Source organism: Aureimonas sp. D3, assembly GCF_001463805.1.
Taxonomy (GTDB): Bacteria; Pseudomonadota; Alphaproteobacteria; order Rhizobiales; family Rhizobiaceae; genus Aureimonas; species Aureimonas ureilytica_A.
Genome location: NZ_BBWM01000064.1, coordinates 1 through 18,995, shown reverse-complemented (window position 1 = coordinate 18,995; position 18,995 = coordinate 1). Strand labels below are relative to the sequence as shown.

Sequence of the window (18,995 nt, the reverse complement as noted above, 5' to 3'; positions counted from 1 at the left end):
CAGCGATAACAGAAGCGTCCGCTGTGTCGCTGGCCGGAAACCCATTCGAAGGCCTTTCTCCGAAACGTGATCGGACGCCACTGATGGCCGCGCAAAAAGCTTGCGCACGTCTGGAACCAAGATCGGCTCTCCCGCCTTTCTGTCGCGAAGTTCATGTCGGCGCGGTGACACACCAAGCGCCTGTTTCCAAGATCGGATTTTCCAATGAAGACGCTCGCTCTGACCATTTCGGCCCTCGCCCTCATGGGTGGCGTTGCTTCCGCGCAGATGATGCCGGCTCCTCCGGCTGGCACGCCCGAGTCGGTCAGCAAGGTGCCTGTGCCGGGCAATGATTCCGGTATCGATTCCACCATGCCGGCCGATGCGGCTTCCCGTGTGATCACCCGCATGGATGCGCCGGTCGCGACCGACCAGACCAGCACCAGCTCGGTTCCTGTGCCGGGCAACACTTCGGGCATCGACTCCACCGTGCCGGCTGACGCAGCCTCCCGTGTGATCACCCGCACCGACGCCGTGCCGGCCGACACCGCAGCGGGCCGCAGCAGTGTTCCGGTCCCGGGCAACACGTCGGGCATCGACTCGACCGCTCCGGTTCGCTGAACGCAGCATATCGTCAGCTAAACGAGAAGGGATGCGCTCGAACGGGCGCATCCCTTTTTCATGGACGACGAGACACGCCGCCGTTCGCGTGATCCTCAATGCGCGATCGAAGGTGGGGCCGCCTTGTGGAACCATGGCCCTTTCCGAAGACGGGAAGGCCGTTTCGAAACGCAAAGCCTGTTGCGGTCGGTCCAGTCCGGCAAAACCAGGTCGGTTCGGTGCCCCGCCCTGCCTCAACCGGCCATGCCCCGCCACGCTTCAGGCCGCTTGTCGAAGCCTCTCGCTATCGTGCCCGCGCTCAGCCGGCGCATTCTGGGCGACCTTCTCCGCCATGGCCGGCATAGGGCGCATGGTGTGGCCGCCCTCCAGCCCCTGCAGCACATCCTGCGCTTCGCTCGTGTTGAGCTGGAACTTGCCGACCTCATGGCGAAGCCGCTCGCCTTCGGTCGAAAGCTGCTCGGCCGTCTCCGCCATCGTACGGGCGCCGCTGGCGTTGGATTGCGTCACCTGATCGAGCTTCTGAATGGCCTGGTTGATATGGTCGATGCCGATCGACTGCTCGCGGCAGGCAGCCGAGATTTCCGACACCAGCTCCGCCGTCTTTTTGATGTCCGGCACCAGCTTTTCCAGACGCGAGCCGGCGTCTTCGGCCACCACCAGCGTGCGCATCGACAGATCGCCGATTTCCATCGCCGCCTTCTGAGCCCGCTCGGCCAGCTTGCGCACTTCGGAGGCCACCACGGCAAACCCCTTGCCATGCTGGCCGGCGCGGGCCGCTTCGATCGCGGCATTCAGGGCGAGGAGATCGGTCTGGCGCGCGATTTCCTGTACCATGGCAATCTTTTCGGCGATGTCGCGCATGGCCTGCGTGGATTGCGCCACCGCTTCGCCCGTCGTGCCGGCATGTTGGGCCGCCTGCGCCGCAATCTTCTCCGTGGTCGAAGCGTTGTCGGCATTCTGGCGGATATTGGCGCTGATCTCCTCGATCGCGGCAGAGGCCTCTTCGGACGCAGCCGCCTGCTCGCACGAGCCTGACGACAGCTGTGCCGCCGTCGATGAGGATTTCTGCGAACCCGCCGAAACCTGCGATGCCGACATCTGCACGGTATGGATCGTCGCCGACAGGCGGAGGCGCGTATGGCACAGGCGCGTCAGCACATCGCCCAGTTCGTCCGTCCGTCCATGCGCGATGCTCTGCGACAGATTACCCTCGGCAATCAAGTCCAGATTGTCGTTGAGCTGGCGCAGGCCTCGCGTGAGCGAGAGCGCGATCCAGCCGGCCACCCCGATCCCCAGGATCAAGGTCACCCCCAAAGCGGCGATCGCGCCGTTTCGCATGGCGACGTAGCGCGCCTGCGCGTCGGCGGCGAACGCAGTCGCCATCTCGTTCGAACGATCCACCATATCGTCGATGCGCTTCTTCATAGCGAGCGCGGCGGGCCGCTGCTTGGCGCCCAGGAAGGCCAGCGTATCGTTCAGCGAATTGTCCTCGCCCTTCCGCTCGGCCGCCTGCATGGTGGCGGCGACGCTCGTCCAGGCCTGGGCGAGAGCGTCGACACGCGGCGCGAGGCGCTCCGGCGCGGCGCTGCGAATCGCCTGGATGTGATTCTGCGCCGCGTCCAGCGAGGCGACGAAGCGGCGCTTGGCCGAGGCGGTAACCTCAGGCTCGCTATGGGTCAGAATGTCCACCATATCGAGCCGCGTGCGCAGATAGGCTTGCTCGGCTTTGCCGAGCAGCAGCGGAAGCTGGCCGGCGGAGCCATCCTTCGGCAGGGCGGCCCTTAAGGCGCCGAGCGCCGCTTCAAAGGCGGCATTGTCGGCTTCGATCCGCTCGACAGCCTCTTCCGTCGAATGAATGTCGGCGGCCTGCGCCAGGTCCAGCGCCTGATCGGACACCGCCCGCAGGGCCGCGACAGCGGCCTTGAGATCGCTGAGATCCTGCTCGGCCTCCGCCGACGTCACGGACGCGGCATAGGAGGCCATCGCCTTGTCGATGCGTGCCCAGGACTCGGCGTAGCGTGCACGCTCCGCCGGCATTTCATCGCGCGAAACGGTGATGGTCGAACGAAGGGCGTTGCGCACGCTTTCGAGCTGCGCCGACAGCTCCTTGAGGTTCTGGACCTGCTGGAACGGGTGCTCGACGAATTGGGAGAATCGGTCTGCGTTTTCGGAAAGCGAGGTGATGCCGAAGGCGCCGAGAGCGCAGGCAAAGACCAGAATTGAGCCAAATCCTGCGATGAGTCGGCCTTTCAATGAGAAACGCATGATCAAGACAACCCAAAGGAGGATACTACGATGCCGCATCCTGACACGCGATCGTTTGACATAACCTGTCCCAAAGCAGCCCCAAGACTCTATCTCTCACGATTTGGTTTTCTCGTAGTAAATGGCTCGGATAGACTGACTATTCGTAAGAATGTGCATTAGCGCATTCCGAACCGGTACCATCCCAACGTTGGGCCAGAGCCGCTCAAGTGATGGTCGCAGCCTCGCCCGCCCTCTCGTACGCGGAACATTCCCACACGAAGGCTAGGAAAGCCGACCGCAGAAATCACGATCGTCGGGTCGAGCGTCCGCTTCACACGAAGACGACCCCGTCTGTGTTTCTCGTCCGCGAGCTATCGCGTGCAGTTCCCGCAGCGCCTAAAACCCAGAGGAAACCGAAGATCGATGTCGGCAAATCCTGCTGGATGCTTCAAAGCAGCCGACTCGCGACCGCGCCGCGCCCAACAACAAGGGCCACAGCGGACGGTGCGAAAGGCTCGCACCGAAAGCCCTGCTCCCACAGCGGGCAAAACGACAGACAAAGACCAGAGCCCACCACGCCCCGAAGATCGCCGACCCGGTATCAACGAGACACATGAGCGTCGAAACGGAAACAAGCCCGCACAGCAAGCTGGCAGGCTACCATCTCATTCGGCGATTATCAGATGCAGAGGTTTAGGGTGGTGGAGCCAATCGGGCACTCCGCATTCGCTTCCGAGACCCCTGAAGCGCAAGGAAACCTCGACATTACAAGGGTTCTCGGGTACTCACTTCGGGTACGCAACGGGGTACGCAAGGAGTGGAATGGCCCGCGCAGCATCCGCCGACACTCGCTACTTGGAGAACAAGGACGGCAAGTGGCGCGTCGTCGTGTCAGTGCCCCGAGCCCTCCACCCGGAGATGGGCACCAAGCTCAAAAGGTCCCTCAACACTGATAGCCTCGCCGTCGCCAATCGCCTCAAGTGGCAGGTGGTGGCGGAGTTCAAGGCGGCCATTGAGGCGGCCCTCAAGAAAGGCGGCAAGGACCCTCTGGCCCGTGAAGCCCTCACCATGGCGGCCATGCGCTCCAGAGCCCAGACGGCCGAAGACCTTACGCAGCTAGACGACGCCCTTACGATCCGCCTGGACGAGATCATGGGAAAGCCCCTTGGAGAGGAGCACCATCCTGGGGGAATTGTGGAGGTGGTCTACGATACCAAGCGCGAGCAAGACGCAAAGCTCTTCGCCCAGATGGCAACCGGGGCGGCCACTCCCCTTGGGCACTTTCACTCGGACTACCTCAAGCACCAGACCGTCAAGCCGCGCACACGGGCCGACGACGAGCGGGCGCTCAAGTACCTCGAAAAGTGGTGCACTCAGAACCGCGTACCGCCCACCGTCCAAGCCATCACGAGGAAAGTGGCCGTCCGCTTCATGGATGGCATAGGGTCCGTCACAGAAGGCCAAAGCCCTGTCACCCTCCAGAAGTATCTCAACCGCTTGGGCCGCTATTGGAAATGGATGGTCCATCGCGAGCACGCAGAGACCAACGTGTGGCAGGGCTTGAAGCTGCCCAAGCCGAAGACGGCCCATAACGAATTGGAGCGCCCCTTCTCGAAGGCCGAAATGCTCAAGCTCTTGGGCGGCCCCGCCTCCCCGGAGATGCAAGACCTCATGCGGATCGCGGCGCTAACAGGCGCTCGCCTTGACGTGATTGTGGACCTGAAGGTGGGGGATTGCGTGGATGGGGTCTTCCTCTTCAAGCCTCAGAAGAAGGAGACGGCAGTGCGAGCCGTGCCCATCCACTCGGCGCTCCAAGGCATCGTAAAGCGGCGCACAGAGAGCAAGAGCGCCTCCGCCGATCTATTCCCCGAATGGCCAGCCCCGAAGTCCTCCAAGTCCCTGCGTGAGAGATCCTTCAAGGCATCGGGTGCCTTCACCGACTACCGCCGTTCGGTGGGCGTTGAGGAGCAGGTCGAGGGCAAGCGGCGATCCCTCGTGAACTTCCATTCGTTCCGGCGTTGGTTCATCACCGAGGCGGAGCGGGCCGGCCAACCTGAGCACATCATCGCGGCGGTGGTAGGCCACAAGCGAAAGGGGATGACACTGGGTCGGTACTCGGCCGGTCCCTTGCTGGAACAGGCAAGGCAGTGTGTCGAGGCCGTGGGGTTGCCCGAAGCCTGAGGGGTGATCTTCGATCGGGTAGACCCCTCTTCACCATTGTCTCTTGGGGTCGGGGCTGGGGTCTATCCCATGAAGTCACCTAGATGCCCTGGGCATGGGGTCCGACCTAAAGCCCACCAATGCGGGGACCCCTCACGCCAAAGGAGGGGTGGGCGGCATTAGGAAAGGGCATGGGGCCGGGCTGGTAGGATGGGCAGTGGGCCAGGGCATGAGGTCCGAACAAGAAGAGGTTCTTGAGGTCCCAAGTAGAGCGGGCGTAGTGCAGACCTAGAGAGGCGAGAAGATGTGATCAACGGGACTGGGGAGAGGAGAGAAGAAACTAAGTATACAATCCCCCTACGCCCTCCCCCTAAGCCTTAAGGGTGCGAGCTAAGCTAATTCTGGCTTCGCCCCACCGATATTACAGGCTTTTCGACTACCGGGAGGCGAACGCCAACAATTTTATCCGCTGCCTCAAACATGCATTGCATTGCCGCTGCCGCTCGCGACTTCGCCACCATCACGCCGTCATGCATCGGGAGTGCGGTAATTCCCTGATCCAACATACAGAATAGGGCGGCTAGGAGGATCTGGCTCTCCTGAAACATCAACCGCATACCCGCGCCGGTCTCAAAAATGGAGGCCAACGCAGGATGAGCGGCAAGAATAGCCTCGCGCATCGCCGCGCCTGTCACACCGGGCGGCAAAGCGTTCTTTAATTCTGGGTCTCTCGGAAGGCGGACCATTGGAGTGGTTCGGAAGAACAGGGCATTGGCAAGCTTTTTCACAGCCGGCCGAAGGTTTGGCCCATCGAAACCCGATACCCGAGCGTACAGGTCACCTACGGGCGGCACGACGCCGGCCTCTACGTATGCAAGCCGCATAAACATGTTGGAATAGTCGAGGTCTGCAATCGGCTCTCCGTCGATGCGTATTGCCCAGCGGCGCTCCCTGCCGATGTCCTGCCACCATCCACCGAATAGACGCCCACCCCGGTCGAAAGTCGGCGTGGCCTCACTGTCGCCGTCTGCCTGAGAGAAGTACCGGCGCAATTCATTTCGAAGAACCGGAACGGGGGGGCCGCCGTCTTCCACAAAGCCCACGTCTGCCTCGCGGAGAGCACCGTTTAGCCGATCCATTTCCGCCCTAAAGGCGCGTGAGGTCGGGGTATCCGTATAGTCCAACCACTCGCTTGCCTTCTCAAACGTCGATGCATCACGCTCCGTCCGTGTGAGGATGATGGGTTCTGAACCCGGCTCTCTGTAGAAGTCGGCAAGCGATAGAGCGCCGCTTCGGATGTGCTGCCGCATGTTCTCTATGAGGAAACCGGGCTCCGCAACGACTACGCTAGGTGTGCCCCGCTGCCGGCTTTTGTATAGCCGCCAGGGTCCGAGAACGTCGCCCTTTCCGGTTGCTGCATCGGCGGGCCTCGACGCAAAGACCTCCAGGACCTTTCCGAGATTAGAATATCCAGGCCGATCGTAACGCGACATGCCTTGCTTGAGCGAACGTAGGCTGACTGCGATTGCAGGAGGACTGTTGGGCTTTAGCACCGCCAGCATTAGAGAGGAAATGATGGCCTCGACCGTTGCGAACATCGCCTCAACGTCGCGCTTTTTCATCGCTCGCTGGCGTACCTTGCCCGTCCGCTCCGCGTGGTCCTGAAGCATCCATCCGAAACCAAGTGGGTCGAGAACGATCGAGGCAAACTCTCTCGCCCACCCCTTTCGGGTCCGCAACCAGGGATCAAACGACACCTCGGGCTTACGGGAGCGGGCGGATACGGGTCCACCATCTTCACTATCGAATTGCCACGTCGCCACGTTGCCCTCTACGCAATTCCACCAAACCAAGCGCGATGCCGGCCCAGCATCCCCGCTTAGCGCGTCGGTCAACGTATCCGCAATGTTATGCACCCAGTCCCCTCAAACGCAGTCTTCAGGCAGATGCGCAAGGTATGCGTATCCAATCCCCTTATGCATATCTCTCATGCAATAGATGCATGGCTCCGCAACGCCACCGCGTCGAACTCTTCGCGCTTCACCGTAAGCATCCCCTTCAGATGCTCCGCCGTGTAAAATCCGCAAGCCTCCTCCAGCTTGCCCCCGAGCCCCCTCAAGAAAATCCCCGCCGATCGCTGGTTGAGCACCCATGCCGGTGCTGCGTCGTACTGTTTGCGCCAGCCTGAAGCCAACCGTGAGGCCGCCTTCGCGATCTGGACCAACCGGAACTCATCGTCCCCCGCGAAGTCGTCATGCACGGCCCCGGAGATGGCGAGGTGGTCCCGGAGTAGCTGAAGGGGTTTCACCTGGGCCGCGTTGAGCCGCCATAGGGCCGCCTTCACCTTCAGGTCTGGGGATCTGGTCTTGAGGTCCGGGAGAGGAATGTTCCTCCCCTCCCAGTTCATGAGGTCTCGCAGGGCGAAGAGTGCCCGCTCTGTGTCCTTCTGCCGCCACCTGTAGATAAGGAAGCGGTCAGCCGCCTTGCGATACGGGAGGAGGTGAGCGGCCGAGTAGGTCTCCTTCCAGTAGCTCCCATGCCGCTGTTTGAACTGGACGTGATAGTGACAGTGCGTCCGAGAGAAGCCCTTGCCGTCCGCCCTCTGGACCGGCCGAGAGCACCCGAAAAGAGAGCACCGGCCGGCCTCGGGGTCTATCGCTTCGGCCTTGCGGCGTTCCATTCGGTCGGCGCTCTTCTGGCGCTTGGGATCGAAGTACGTCCGCCGCCCCATCAGTAATCCTCGGGGTTCGGCGCAGTGGGATCGAAGTCACGAAGGTCTGCCGCTCGCTTGCTTACCGTGCGGTGGGTGACATCCTCCTCCAGCGTCGGCCGCCTGCACGACGTACTGATACGGCGCTCGGTCAACAATAGGTCGATCGCCTGAAGCTGGGTCAGATTTGCCCAAGTTTTCTTGTCCCGCTTACGGTAGCGAGCCTCGCGCCGCGCTTCGGGTGTCTCATTGAAGACGCCAGGATATGGATATGGACCCTCCTCCTTCCCGGTCAGGTGGTCGAGATTGGAGACAATATGCAAGGACGACCCCTGGGGGACATGTGGCAAGCAGTCGAGCAAGGCGACGTAGGCAGGATCACCGGCCGTCTTAGGAAGGGGCTCACCCTCGGGTGTTTCGCCAGCCCTCACGGGCTCGCCAGACGGATCGGACAAGAGATAAGCGTAGGTCATAGCATCTTGGAAAGGCCGGTTGTCCCGAGCGGTGCTTAGGTAGAGTTTGAACGTCATCGTGCTGTGGCTCCTTCTCCGCCGCCAAACAGGCTACTCAGGTTCACCCCGAATGCCTCCCCAAGTCCCGGCCGCCCGTTCCTCGGCATGGGAAGTCCTGCCGCTCTCGCCTCTGCCCGCGCCTCATACGCCGTGCGGGCCTTGTCCTCCTTACGCATCGCAGCGCCCGCCACCGCGCTATCCTGCATCACGATCGCCATGGCCTCCGAGCGATAGCGGCGCATGATGTCCGTCAGTATGGAAAGCTTGGTGCCATCCGTACGGGCGTCCCCATCCGGTGCGATCTGATACTCCTCGCCTTGGATCACGTCCGCCGCCAGTTCCTTCAAGCTCGGCATCCCCGGAAGGTGGCCTCCAAGCTCCTGATAGATCACGTAGGCGTTGCGGCCCGCGAACTCTCCGTCGATCATTGTGAGGTCGCGGAGGTCTACCCCACCCCGTCCCCTTGGGCTCGGCCGACCGGGCGTGCTTCCGGTCTCCACCGCGAGGCGTTGCACCTCTTGATCCACGATGTTGGCCGCATCGCTGGACCACAGGCCGTTGCGCTGGCGGATAGGGTCTCCAAAGGCATCGTAGCGGGCCGGTAAGCCTTCCCCGAGGCCGGGGACGGTGGCGAGGATCTTATCCACGAAGTCCCGAGCATCGCGCATGTAGGGGTCTCCGTCCGTCTGGCGGAGCATCGAAGCGAAGGGCACGAAGTCGGAAGCCATCTGGCCAGCGTAGGGGCCGGCTCGTTCGTCCGGGTCTATGATCGCGTTGAGGAACTGTGAGAACCCCATCGCGTAGCTCTTGGACTGGAACTGCTTGGTGAGAGCCGAGAGGAGCGCAACGCCCGCCGTCCCCAGCTTCTCCACCGTAGAGGCGTCCTCCATGTCTTCGCCCATCGTCGCCATGGCGTCTTGGAGGTCCACGACGATGCCGAGCGGGATGGCCACGGGATCGATGCGCCCATAGCTGACATAGGACTTCGTGCCGTCCGCGTTGGGAACCACCACGGAGTAGGGTTGCCAGCCCGTGGCCAGAAGCTCTTGCCGCGCTTTCGGGTCCGAGGGGCCGCCCCCGGTGACGTAGCCGAGAGAGGCGAGGGACGCCGTGGCCAGCATCGCGGAAGTCCCCAAGGCCATCTGGCCCATCGCCTGGGCTTGCGCCTCCGCCCCCTTCTCGCCCTTCAGCATCGCGCGGTATTCGCCCTGAAGGGTGTTGAGACCCGGTGTCATCTTCCAGCCATAGCGAAGGAGATTGGTCGGTGTCTTCGTGAAGGGCAGGATGAACCCAAGGCCGGGATGCCGGGTCTTCGCCATCTGGACCGTATGGCCGATGGTGCCCGGAAGAAGGTCTTGGGAGAAGGTCCCGACCTGGGCTTCCTCCAGCGCCTTCTTGTGGACCAACCGCCCGCTCGCATCGAAGGCTTGGGCGAGCTTGTCGGACACGAAGTCACGGACGAACGCCTTGGCCTCGCCGCCCTTCAGGCCGAGACGCAAAGCCTCTCCTACGCCGTCCACGTGCGCTTCCGCCGCCACGTAGGACCGTCCTATGGTCTGTTTGGCGAGTTCGTCCGTGAAGCCGCTGATACGGGTGGGGAGACTATTCCCCTCCACCATCGCCCATGCCGGGGCACGCACCAGGGTGTTGCGCAGTGCCCCACCCAGCGTATCCCAAGGCTCCCACGTCGCCGGCTTCAAGCCCTGTGCCGGCCCTCGCGCGGCTCTGTAAAGCTCCGTCGTGTGTGGAGCCATCACGCTGTCTTTCGTCGCGAACGCCTTCACGGCCGACTGGAAGCCATCCATGAGCCCGGCCGCCATGTAGGTGTATTGCTGGAGAGACTGGCGGAAAATGCGTTGGCTCGCGGTGTTGCCGGCAAGGGCACGCGGGGCCGCCCCGATGATGCGCTCCAGCGGACGGACCCCGACCATCACGCCGTTGCTCACCCCGTTCACGAGCATGGTGGTCCAACCCGAGATGAGATTGTTGATGAGGAAGGTTCGGCCGGCGTCCAAGCCCTTGGAGAGGAGCGAAGGATTGGCCAGCTTGGCGATGCTCGCCGGGCTTCCGTCGCTATTGGCGTAGAGACCGATCAGTTTCTCAACGTCTGGTATCTGGATAGCCGCTGCGTCCGCCGCGTTCACCGCAAGCCGGCTCCCTCCGATGCGCGTGGTTCGCGCTGAGTTCGACGTGATGGACCCGGTGGCCGCGTGGACTTGGACCAAAAGGGCATGACGGCGGGCGAACTCTTCGAAGGCTTCGACCCGGCCACCTGGGAAGGCCGAATAATCCTCGAAGCTCAAGCGCCGTGCGAGGTCCGTAAGGTCCCCCGAAAGCCGCTTGATGACGAGCGCACCGGCCTGCGCAGCGGGTGCCAACTGCCGAGACGCCTTCGCCATCTGGTCCATCATGCCAAGGAAGGTGGCGGGGTCCTCTCCGAAGAGTTGGGCTCGCTCCTTGGCCATCGCCTCAACGTCAGCATCGCGAAGGACCGCACCGCCCTTGGTGGTGTCGAGGTACTCTTCCTCGGCATCCACGACGCGGGCGAGGAAGTCGTTCACCTCCTCCGGGTTCTGGAGCTTGGCGTAGGGAATGCTGTCCCCACGGCCGAACTCGTGGCCGGCGTTGCGTGCGGCCTGTCGGCTTCCATACTGTGCGATGGCGTCGGCATCAGAGCGCATCGCCGCAAGGAGACCACCCGTGTCTTCGAGTGAGAGACGCACTCCGAAAGCCGGCGAGATGGTAGAGGTGGAGCCCGGCACGGAGCCAACCGGGAGGTCTTCCGCTGCGTTGGCAGCTTCCGAGATGGTCGCACCGGGCGTAGCCTCCTCCGCCATCGCCCTTGGCTCCAAAGCCCTCGGCTCCGCCACCACCTGAAGCGTCCCGTCTTCGGCCTTGCCCACGATGGTGAACTGCGTGTCCTTGGCGAAGAGGATCTCACCGCCCTTGATGTCGCTGTTGGGGGCGAAGATGCGGGTGCCGGGCTGAATGGCAATCTCTGCGACTGTCCCCTTGGACCCTTTGAAGCTACCGAAGCCATCGGCCGCCGCGCCTTGCATGACGGATGACTTGTTGCCGAAGGTCTCGAAGAGTTCCTCCTCGCCACCGAGAACCCCACGGCGAACCGTGAAGCCTTCCGGGGCAGGGACCGCAGCTTGATCCACCAAGTCGCTCACCTCGGGGGTGAGTTCGAACTTGTTGAAAGCCGTATCGATCTTCTTGATGGAAGCGGGGTCTAGGGCCGACTGGGTGCGAACGGCGGTGCGGAGAGCCTCGGCCACGTCCTCGGGTTCGTCCGTGAAGGAGCGGCTCCCGGTGAAGCGGGGATCGGCCGTTGGGGTGCGCTCGGGGGCTGGGGCGGTGGGTGCTGGCGAAGTCCGGGGCGGCTCCGTTCCGCCTAGACCTCCCGCCTCGAAGTCCACCGTGCTGGGGTCTTCGAGGTCCGGCATTGCGGCCGGCTCGGGTTCGCCCATGACGGCGGCGCGGGTCTCCGCTTGGGCCTTCGCAGCGGCCTTCGCGGCTTTCTCTGCGTTGCCGTACCAATACCATTTGAAGACGGAGAGGCTTCCCACGAGCGCCCCGCGAAGCGCCACGTCCATGCCGAGCCCCTCAAGCGATGCCTTGAGACGGCCTTCCATCGCTCCGTCATCAGGCTTGGCCGCAAGGAAGTCCGCCACGGGGCCGATGTACGGGGTGCCTTCCAAGAGGTTGGCGAGGCGCTCCGTATGCGGGTCGGAGGTGATGAAGACCGCCAGGGCATCGCGGCCAAGCTCTGCGGCGAGCTTTCCCTTGGTGGTGGAGTGGAGAGCCGTCTCGGCCGCTTGGAGCCCACGCCCAAACCAAGGCACGACCTTCGCGGCGGCGTTGAGCTTCCCCAGCCCGTAGATGCCCACGGCAAATTGCCCGATGCCCTGCGCAACGGGACCGATGATCGGGGAGTGCTCGTTGATCTCGTCGCGGCGCTTGTCGAGCCAAGGCCGCCCACCCTCAGGCTCCCCGAAGAGGTCTTTCATCTCCAAGACGCCCGAAGCCGCGCCCAAGAGGGCCGCCTCACCAGCATCCGCGAGAGCAAACGGGCCAGGGCTGGGCCGCCCAAGGCCGGGCTCGCCGTGCTTGGCGTAATAGCCGGGTGTGACGGCCTTCTCCTCCGCCGTCATCTCCGCATCGGTGAGCGTGGTGTCGGGCTCGGGGGACGGCGCGGCGGGGGCGGCATCAGGCCCCGGCTCGCTGCCCTCCGTGTCAACGGCCTCGGGATCAAACCCGAAGCTGGCGATAGCGTCCTCCAGAGAACGCGCAGCCGTGTTCGTTGGGCCGCCATCGAAGCTCGCGATGGCGTCCACCAAATTGGTGTTATCGGTCATGATTATTCCTTGAGGCTATCCGTTAGAGGACGAAGCCAAGCTGCGCGTAGACATCGCGGGAGCGTGCGGTGGCGCGGTTCACGCCATCCCCGTGGTAGAAGGAGCGGCCGGTGTTCGGGTCCGGCAGCGAACTCCATTCCTGACTGAGGCGAAGGGCGAAGGCCCGTTTGGACAGGCGGCCCGCCTTGAAGGCCGAGTAGCCACGACGCTCCAACAGGGCGAGCGCCAGACGATCTTGCAAAGGTGGGTCGAACGGCTCCGCCCCGGTGAGACCCATCTCCTCCTTCAGGCCCTTCAAGGTCTTCTGGAGGAACTGGTATTTGCCGATGGCGGTGGAGTAAGCCCCGCGATCCTTCGCCCGCTCTTGCTGCGCTATGATCGCATCGAGGGTGAACTTGCCGAGGTCGCGGGTTGCGTCCGGTTGCCCGAACACGGCGTTGTAGTTGCCGCCTGCCTCGTGCTGGCCGATGAGGTCCAAGAGGCGACCCGCCGCAACATCCCCCGGAACAAACGCAGCGTCCTCCTCACGGTCGGCACCCGGCAAATCCAACGGGTCCATATCGAGAGCGGCCGAGAGGAAGCTTTCGGCGTCCTTCTGTGTGAAGCTGCGACGGGCCTTACCCCCACCGCCATCGCGAGCCCCAGCCAGTTCGACGTGCCACGCTTCGTTGCCGAGAGGGAACGCGAGGCCGAACTTGCCGGCATTCTCGTGGACCCATTGCCGGACATGGGCCGGGGCCTTATCGAGACGCACCCCGTTGAACGCGAGGTCTGCCGCGTGGCCGTGGTTGTGCCCGGAGCGCCCGGCCGGTGCGACCCACTTCCGAGCCTCCGCCGCCGATCCGTACTTCTGAAGGGCGGCCCTGTAGAGTTGCGCCTGTTTCTCCGGGGAGCGGTAGCCGGACATGACTTGGAGCCCCCGAGCGATCTCAGGGGGTGCCGAACGGATCAACGCCTCTACGCCCGAAGCGAACTCGGGGCGCATTCCCGTGAAGCTGTCCGGCCTCTTGGCTCCTCCGATCGCGCGTGAGGAGAGGAAAGACAGGTCGGCTTGCCGGGATGGCTGGAAGGCGGCAGGGTCTACGGGTGTTCCGTCCGGTGCTGCGGCCTTAGGGCTGCCTGGAGCCACCTTCGCGGGGCCTGCTCCTTGCTTGCGGATATGCTCCAGCAAGCCCGGAAGGTTGCCTTTCGCCCCGGCCTCAAGCTCCTTCTGTTGCTCCGGGGTGAAGCCGTTGAAGAAAGCGCGGTCTTCAGGGGAGAGCCCGGCCGGATCGGCAGTAGGGGTGCTCTCGGCTTGGGCGCTCGGCGCATCCTCGCCGCCAAGCCATGAGGGCATAACCCGCTCATAGAGCGATCGGTCGTCCTTTGGCACGGGAGGAGCGGCAGGCTTCACGACCGGAGCGGGAGCACCCGGAGCAAGATCGGTGTAGGGGTTGGCAAAGCCGCCCACCGCCTCGCCATCCCGATTGTAGTTCATCACCCCCGGCTGCTTCGGGTCCTTCTCGAAGCGGCCCATGATGAGCGTGCCAATCCGGGCGATAGCCTCCTCGCGTTCGATGGTCGTGGCGTTCGGGTTCTCCGTGGCCCAGCGCATGAGGACCATGCGGAAGTCGTACTGTGCCTCCATGCCCTCGTTGGACATGCCGGTGACGGGGTTGAGGAGGGAGCCTTCCTTTTTCGTCCGGCTGTCGATGTTGGAGAAGATGGTCTTGGCGGAGGTGGACCCCAACACGTCATCAATGGTGGCCCGAGCGCCCTCGAAGCTCTTGGCGAACGTCACGACTTCCGAGAGGTCGTCGCCGCTTTCGATGCTGGGGAGAGAGGAGATAACCGCCTTGATGCCTCCGCCCGTGACGATCTCGTTCTTGATCTGTCGGACAAGCGCGGGATCGCGAGCCCCTTTCGCAAGGTTCTCCTTCCACTGGCCAACCTTCGTGCGGAACAACGGGTCGGCCTTCTCACCCGCCGCAAGGATCTCTTCGGGCACCGGCTCACCGGCCACCATTGCGTCCACCGCCGCCCGCTGGGCCAAGTCCTCGCGTTGCTGGCGTTCCTTCTCCGCCGCCTTGTCTCCGTCGATAACGGCTTGGCGAGCCCTGACGGTAAGATGCTGGACCGCTTGCTGTTTGAGCTTGGAGCCGTCCGGCGTCTCGCCATAGGTGTAATCCTTGCCGGGCACCTTGCGATCAAAGAAGCCGAGGAGTTTCTCGTTGCCCATCTCCACCGACTTGGCGGCCACGAGTTCCATGGCGTTGCGGTCGAAGTCATCGGGCCTGCCGCCCGACGCAATGAACGCTTGGCGCTGGCGTTCGATGGCGTCTCCCGTGGCGGTATCCTCGGAGCCACCCCCCGATGCGAGCGCACTGTTCACGCCCGCGAGGTGGGCCGTGAGGCTTCCCTCGTAGACGCTCTTCGATCGGTAGTTGGTCTGCTGATTTGCCGCCGCTCCACCCAAGGAGCGAACGGTGGGGAGGAGACCTCGAAGAACGTCCGGGTCCTGTGAGGTGACGTTGGCCTTGATGAAGTCCTTGTAGAACGTATCGAAGGCGGCGGGATCGTCCGAGTTCTTCCCGTCCCACGCATCCCAAGCCGACTGGTAGGCGGACTGGAGACGATTGCCCATCGCCGCGCCTTCGGCCGCCTTGTATGCCTTCATGAACGCCTGGGAGTGCTGGGCCGGGATGCGACCCGTGCGGACACCCTCGGCAAAGCCCTCGCCGTTGGCCTCGTGGAAGGCCGCCTCGCCACGGATGGCGTCCTCTTCGTTCTGCTTGGCGGCCCGCTCCTCGAAGAGCGTCTTGAGTTCGCCTCCGAGCGGCAAGAGGGCGCGGCCGAGTTCTTCCAAGCGGCTCGGGCCAGGAGCAACGAAGGTGTCTACAGGCGAGGCGACCGGGCGAAGCGCCACGGTGCCGGTGGAGGTGGGAGACGGAGCGCGGGCCATTAGTGAGCCTCCCCTCGGGTCATGTCCTGAAATGAGAAGCGCACCGGGCTCACCCGGTCGAACGCCTTGGAAAGCGCCCGGATGTAGGCCAGGAGTACCGGCATGTTGTTCCGGCTGGGCAGGATCGGCATGGTGACGAAGGCGATGTAGGAGACCGCCACGGAATGGATTTCCTCGCCATCCACCATCGCAAGGCGCTTGCGGAAATGGCGCGGCTCGCCGGCCAGCTTTGAGCGGACCTCGGCTACCCTCTGGAGGACGGTTTCATGCGGGATGCCGAAGTCACGGGCGACTTCCCGACTGTCCACGTAAGCCATGGTGTCGAGGCAAAAGACGTTGGGAATGATCGGGGACGGCATCAGGCTTCCGCTCCGTCGAGACCGGAGGCGTCCGGCAAAGGCCGCATGAGGACAGGGAGTTGACCGTCAAGCCGTCCATGCCGCCAATCCGAGAGAGCGAAGGCGAGCGTGAGAAGGCGTACGTAATCCTCACCCTTCAACGAGGCTGGGAGGTCTGCCTTTCCAAGGTTGGCCACGAAGCACTCTTCGGCACGGCGGAGGAGGTCTATGCGCCCGCGCCGGGTCTGCCGGTGAATGCTGCCCGGCCCTCGCACGGCGTCGTCTGCGATGATGATGAGACCATCCCGCCCGAGGTAGTGCTTATCGAACGAGCCGTCTCCGTGTGCCTTTTGGATCACGACTTCGCCCGGCTGGGCGTCCCCCAAGATGCGAAGGACGTGGAAGACCATCCCTTGCGGGCCAGGAGAGACGATGCGCGGGTGATCCCATCTTTTGACACCGCCATTCGCCTCGCGGCGAAGCGTGAGCCGAAGCCCAAAGCCAGCCGCGAGGTCCAACGCCACGTAGTCCAAGGGCATGAAGAAGCGGGGGGTACGGTGCTGGATCGATACCGCCACCATCCTTTCCCCGAGCGGGTGGGCAGGTTCTACGCCTGTGATGTTGCCGTGCTCCGCGTTGTCAAAGAGCGGGCGGAGAGAGGGCTCCGGGCCGGTTATCGTGGACGGATCGGGATGCGCCTGGGCCAGTGGCACGTAGGCTAGTACGAACTGAAGACGCGCGTGGAGAGCGGCGGCGTCCATGAAGGGCCGCACGGGGGCTTGCATGAGCACGGGGTTATCCTTGGGCAAAGCTTCGCCGGTCGCGCCGAATGGGAGCGTTGCGGGGAAGGGCGGAATGTTAGAAGGTCGATAGCGCCTGAATTATTGGGAGCCTGGCCAGCGCCTACATGGCGCGACAGTCTGGGCAGGCGGGGCGACTAGCCAGGGATTTGGCCGTCAGGCTGATACCAGGGGAAGAACGCGGCGGCTGCGGTCATAAGCGAACGCGCTCTGTTGAACGCTTGGGTGAACGTGGGGTCGATGGCCATACGGTTGGCCACGCGGGCGCGGGACGCTTCGACCTCGTGCTCTGCAATGCAGAAGGTTTCCGAGAGGGCGCTGTCAGAGATGGGACACGCATCCTCTACCAAGGCGATGAGCGTGTCTCGGCCTTCGATCCCTACCGATCCGCCAACTTGGAGCCATGCGGAGCCTGCGAGCCCACACGCCACGGCGTACGCCACGCAGACGGTCGGGGCGTCCTCGTGGAGATCCAAGTAGGCAATGGGCGTGACGGAGCCAGCTTCCACTTGAGGGCGGCCGGATGGGTCTCGAACGATGCCGTAATGGTCGGTGACATACCGGGGCACCTCAACATCGATCGTCCGCCCATTGCTGGAGACCGTGCGGCGGACGATCAAGTCAGCCTCAACGGGAGCCGATACCCATGTCACCGGCACAGGCGGAATGTCTAAGGCGGAGGAGGTTCGGGCGAAGGAAGGCAAGCCGGTAGCGTCCGGCGAAACCGCATGGTTTTGCACGATGGTGTCCTCACGAAAAATTAAACGCTATCTTACGATACCACCAATGAAGCAAATTAGATTACCTATCAATCCCCTAATTTTAAAAATTAACGGGCGGTCTCCCATCGCAGCCCTTCGTTCGTTCCATGCCTAGCAGTCATTATGCAGCTTGCGGCGCTAGGCGGGCTCGGAGCCGTTGCACCGTGGTGGCGCTCCACGCCCCGCCACGCGGCGACAAAATGCCCCGCTCGTTGAGGGCCTTTGCGATCCCCAGCGCGGTCACGATGCCCTCGGCTTCGATCCGCTCAAGGATGCCCCGGAGCCGTTCCGCCTGGGCGTCCGCCTTGCCCGTGATTGCGGCAACCGCAGCGCCGTTCCCAAGGCCCTTGAGGTGAGCCGCACCGTTCGGATTGCCGAGACGCTTCCCTTCCTTCGCCCGGCGCTCTTTGGCCACCGCGAGGGCCGCCTTGGTGCGGGCGCTAATCATGTCGCGCTCGTGCTCGGCAACGGCGGCGAGGATGTGGACTGTTAGCGCGTTCGCATCAGGCATGTCGGCCGCCACGAAGTCCACGCCAGCGTTCTTAAGGCCGGTCAGGAAGTGAAGGTTACGGGAGAGGCGGTCTAGCTTGGCAATCACGAGGCGAGCCCCGGCCAAGCGGGCGTGCTCCATGGCATCCCGGAGCTTGGGACGGTCGGCCTTCTTGCCGCTCTCTACCTCGACGTATTCCGCGAGGACCCGCGCGGATGGTCCGAAGCGGCGCACATAGGCGTCCACGGCTTGGCGCTGGGCTTCGATGCCAAGACCATTCTCGCCCTGTCGCGCGGTCGATACGCGGAGGTAGGTCACGAAGCGGTCTGACGGGGCGGGCTGCGTGTGCGACATGGAGCCGGTCTCGCTGCGATGATGTGAGGGGTTATCAAATCATCTAACGAGGGTTTGGCGTTTTGTAAAGTGTAGGGCAAACGAAAAGGGCATCCCATTACAGGACGCCCTCTCGTTAGATCAGTCGGAAGAGCGCGAGAAGGATTGAAGCCAATCGCGGGTGCACGCAGCACCCAATCTCAAGGCGGATTTTCCTACTCCCTTGCGACCTGTTGGCTTCGACTTCGACAAAAGCGATCAAGCTTTGCCTCCATCGTTATGCGCGAGGGTCCCTTGCGGTAGCCGCCTTCGCACACTGGGCCAACGTCGTGAGGAGTTGATTATATAAGCCTGTGCCAACTCCACGAACGCTGCGGCTATTCAGCGGGTCAGAGAATGGGATGGCACGCAGCGGACTTCAAGAGCATAGACGCTCCCGCCGTGAGGCTTGCTTCAGCACGAGCGCACCCGCCCGAGCCATACCGCGTAGCGCCCCCCGCGCCCGCCCGTGCCGTGAATGCGCAAAGTCGGGTGGGGGGTACGGGGGGAAACCTCGCTGCCGCTCCTATGTGATGGGGTCTCGCATAAGCGACCCCTAAATTTCATAGGCAATAGCCTACAGCAGGTAGGCTGTCATGGCTTAGAACGGAGACCACTTTCATCGTCTGAAGATGGCGTCGAAGAAGTATCACTCTCTTCTATTGAATGAATTCTCCGGAAGGATGCAGTGTAAGGATTGGCC

The 18,995-nt window shown here is 63.3% G+C and carries 12 protein-coding genes; 3 read left to right on the top strand and 9 right to left on the bottom strand.

Annotated elements, in window-relative coordinates; translation table 11 throughout:
• The first annotated feature begins 204 nt into the window (after window positions 1–204).
• A complete protein-coding gene (locus tag AUL36_RS19705) occupies window positions 205–600 on the top strand; it encodes a hypothetical protein (protein WP_062223521.1) in 396 nt (131 codons plus the stop codon).
• A 258-nt stretch (window positions 601–858) separates the two neighbouring features.
• Here AUL36_RS19705 and AUL36_RS19700 read toward each other — a convergent pair whose 3' ends face one another.
• Entirely contained in the window at window positions 859–2,865 is a 2,007-nt protein-coding gene (locus AUL36_RS19700) for a HAMP domain-containing methyl-accepting chemotaxis protein (RefSeq protein WP_192843871.1), read from the bottom strand.
• A gap of 804 nt (window positions 2,866–3,669) precedes the next feature.
• Between AUL36_RS19700 and AUL36_RS19695 the strand changes: the two genes are divergently transcribed.
• Entirely contained in the window at window positions 3,670–5,028 is a 1,359-nt protein-coding gene (locus tag AUL36_RS19695) for a tyrosine-type recombinase/integrase (RefSeq protein WP_062223517.1), read from the top strand.
• Between the two features lie 374 nt (window positions 5,029–5,402).
• On the opposite strand, the gene AUL36_RS19690 is transcribed toward AUL36_RS19695, so the two are convergent.
• The 6 genes from AUL36_RS19690 to AUL36_RS19665 all read right to left on the bottom strand — a co-directional run bounded on the left by AUL36_RS19690 (window position 5,403) and on the right by AUL36_RS19665 (window position 15,890).
• Window positions 5,403–6,902, bottom strand: a complete 1,500-nt coding sequence (locus AUL36_RS19690) for a hypothetical protein (protein WP_156418496.1) — start codon at window positions 6,900–6,902, stop codon at window positions 5,403–5,405.
• Window positions 6,903–6,994: 92 nt separating this feature from the next.
• Window positions 6,995–7,738: a hypothetical protein gene (locus tag AUL36_RS19685; protein WP_062223513.1), complete on the bottom strand. Its 744-nt coding sequence runs from the start codon at window positions 7,736–7,738 to the stop codon at window positions 6,995–6,997.
• Complete coding sequence (locus AUL36_RS19680; RefSeq protein ID WP_062223511.1) at window positions 7,738–8,247, bottom strand: hypothetical protein; 510 nt, start codon at window positions 8,245–8,247, stop codon at window positions 7,738–7,740. The genes AUL36_RS19685 and AUL36_RS19680 overlap by 1 nt, the downstream gene beginning before the upstream one ends.
• On the bottom strand, window positions 8,244–12,590 hold the full coding sequence (locus AUL36_RS19675) for a hypothetical protein (RefSeq protein ID WP_062223509.1): 4,347 nt from the start codon (window positions 12,588–12,590) through the stop codon (window positions 8,244–8,246). Before AUL36_RS19675 ends, AUL36_RS19680 begins: the two co-directional genes overlap by 4 nt.
• 22 nt (window positions 12,591–12,612) lie before the next feature.
• Window positions 12,613–15,045, bottom strand: a complete 2,433-nt coding sequence (locus AUL36_RS19670) for a D-alanyl-D-alanine carboxypeptidase family protein (RefSeq protein ID WP_210168877.1) — start codon at window positions 15,043–15,045, stop codon at window positions 12,613–12,615.
• A 485-nt stretch (window positions 15,046–15,530) separates the two neighbouring features.
• Window positions 15,531–15,890 carry a hypothetical protein gene (locus AUL36_RS19665; RefSeq protein WP_062223505.1) on the bottom strand — a complete coding sequence of 120 codons (360 nt, stop codon included), beginning with the start codon at window positions 15,888–15,890 and terminating at the stop codon, window positions 15,531–15,533.
• A gap of 59 nt (window positions 15,891–15,949) precedes the next feature.
• On the opposite strand from AUL36_RS19665, the gene AUL36_RS23975 reads away from it, so the two are divergent.
• Complete coding sequence (locus tag AUL36_RS23975) at window positions 15,950–16,591, top strand: hypothetical protein (protein ID WP_156418495.1); 642 nt, start codon at window positions 15,950–15,952, stop codon at window positions 16,589–16,591.
• 215 nt (window positions 16,592–16,806) lie between these two features.
• Here the strand turns inward: AUL36_RS23975 and AUL36_RS19655 are convergent, their stop codons facing one another.
• Complete coding sequence (locus AUL36_RS19655) at window positions 16,807–17,409, bottom strand: hypothetical protein (RefSeq protein WP_210168876.1); 603 nt, start codon at window positions 17,407–17,409, stop codon at window positions 16,807–16,809.
• 142 nt (window positions 17,410–17,551) lie between these two features.
• On the bottom strand, window positions 17,552–18,274 hold the full coding sequence (locus tag AUL36_RS19650; RefSeq protein WP_062223500.1) for a recombinase family protein: 723 nt from the start codon (window positions 18,272–18,274) through the stop codon (window positions 17,552–17,554).
• Window positions 18,275–18,995: the final 721 nt, after the last annotated feature.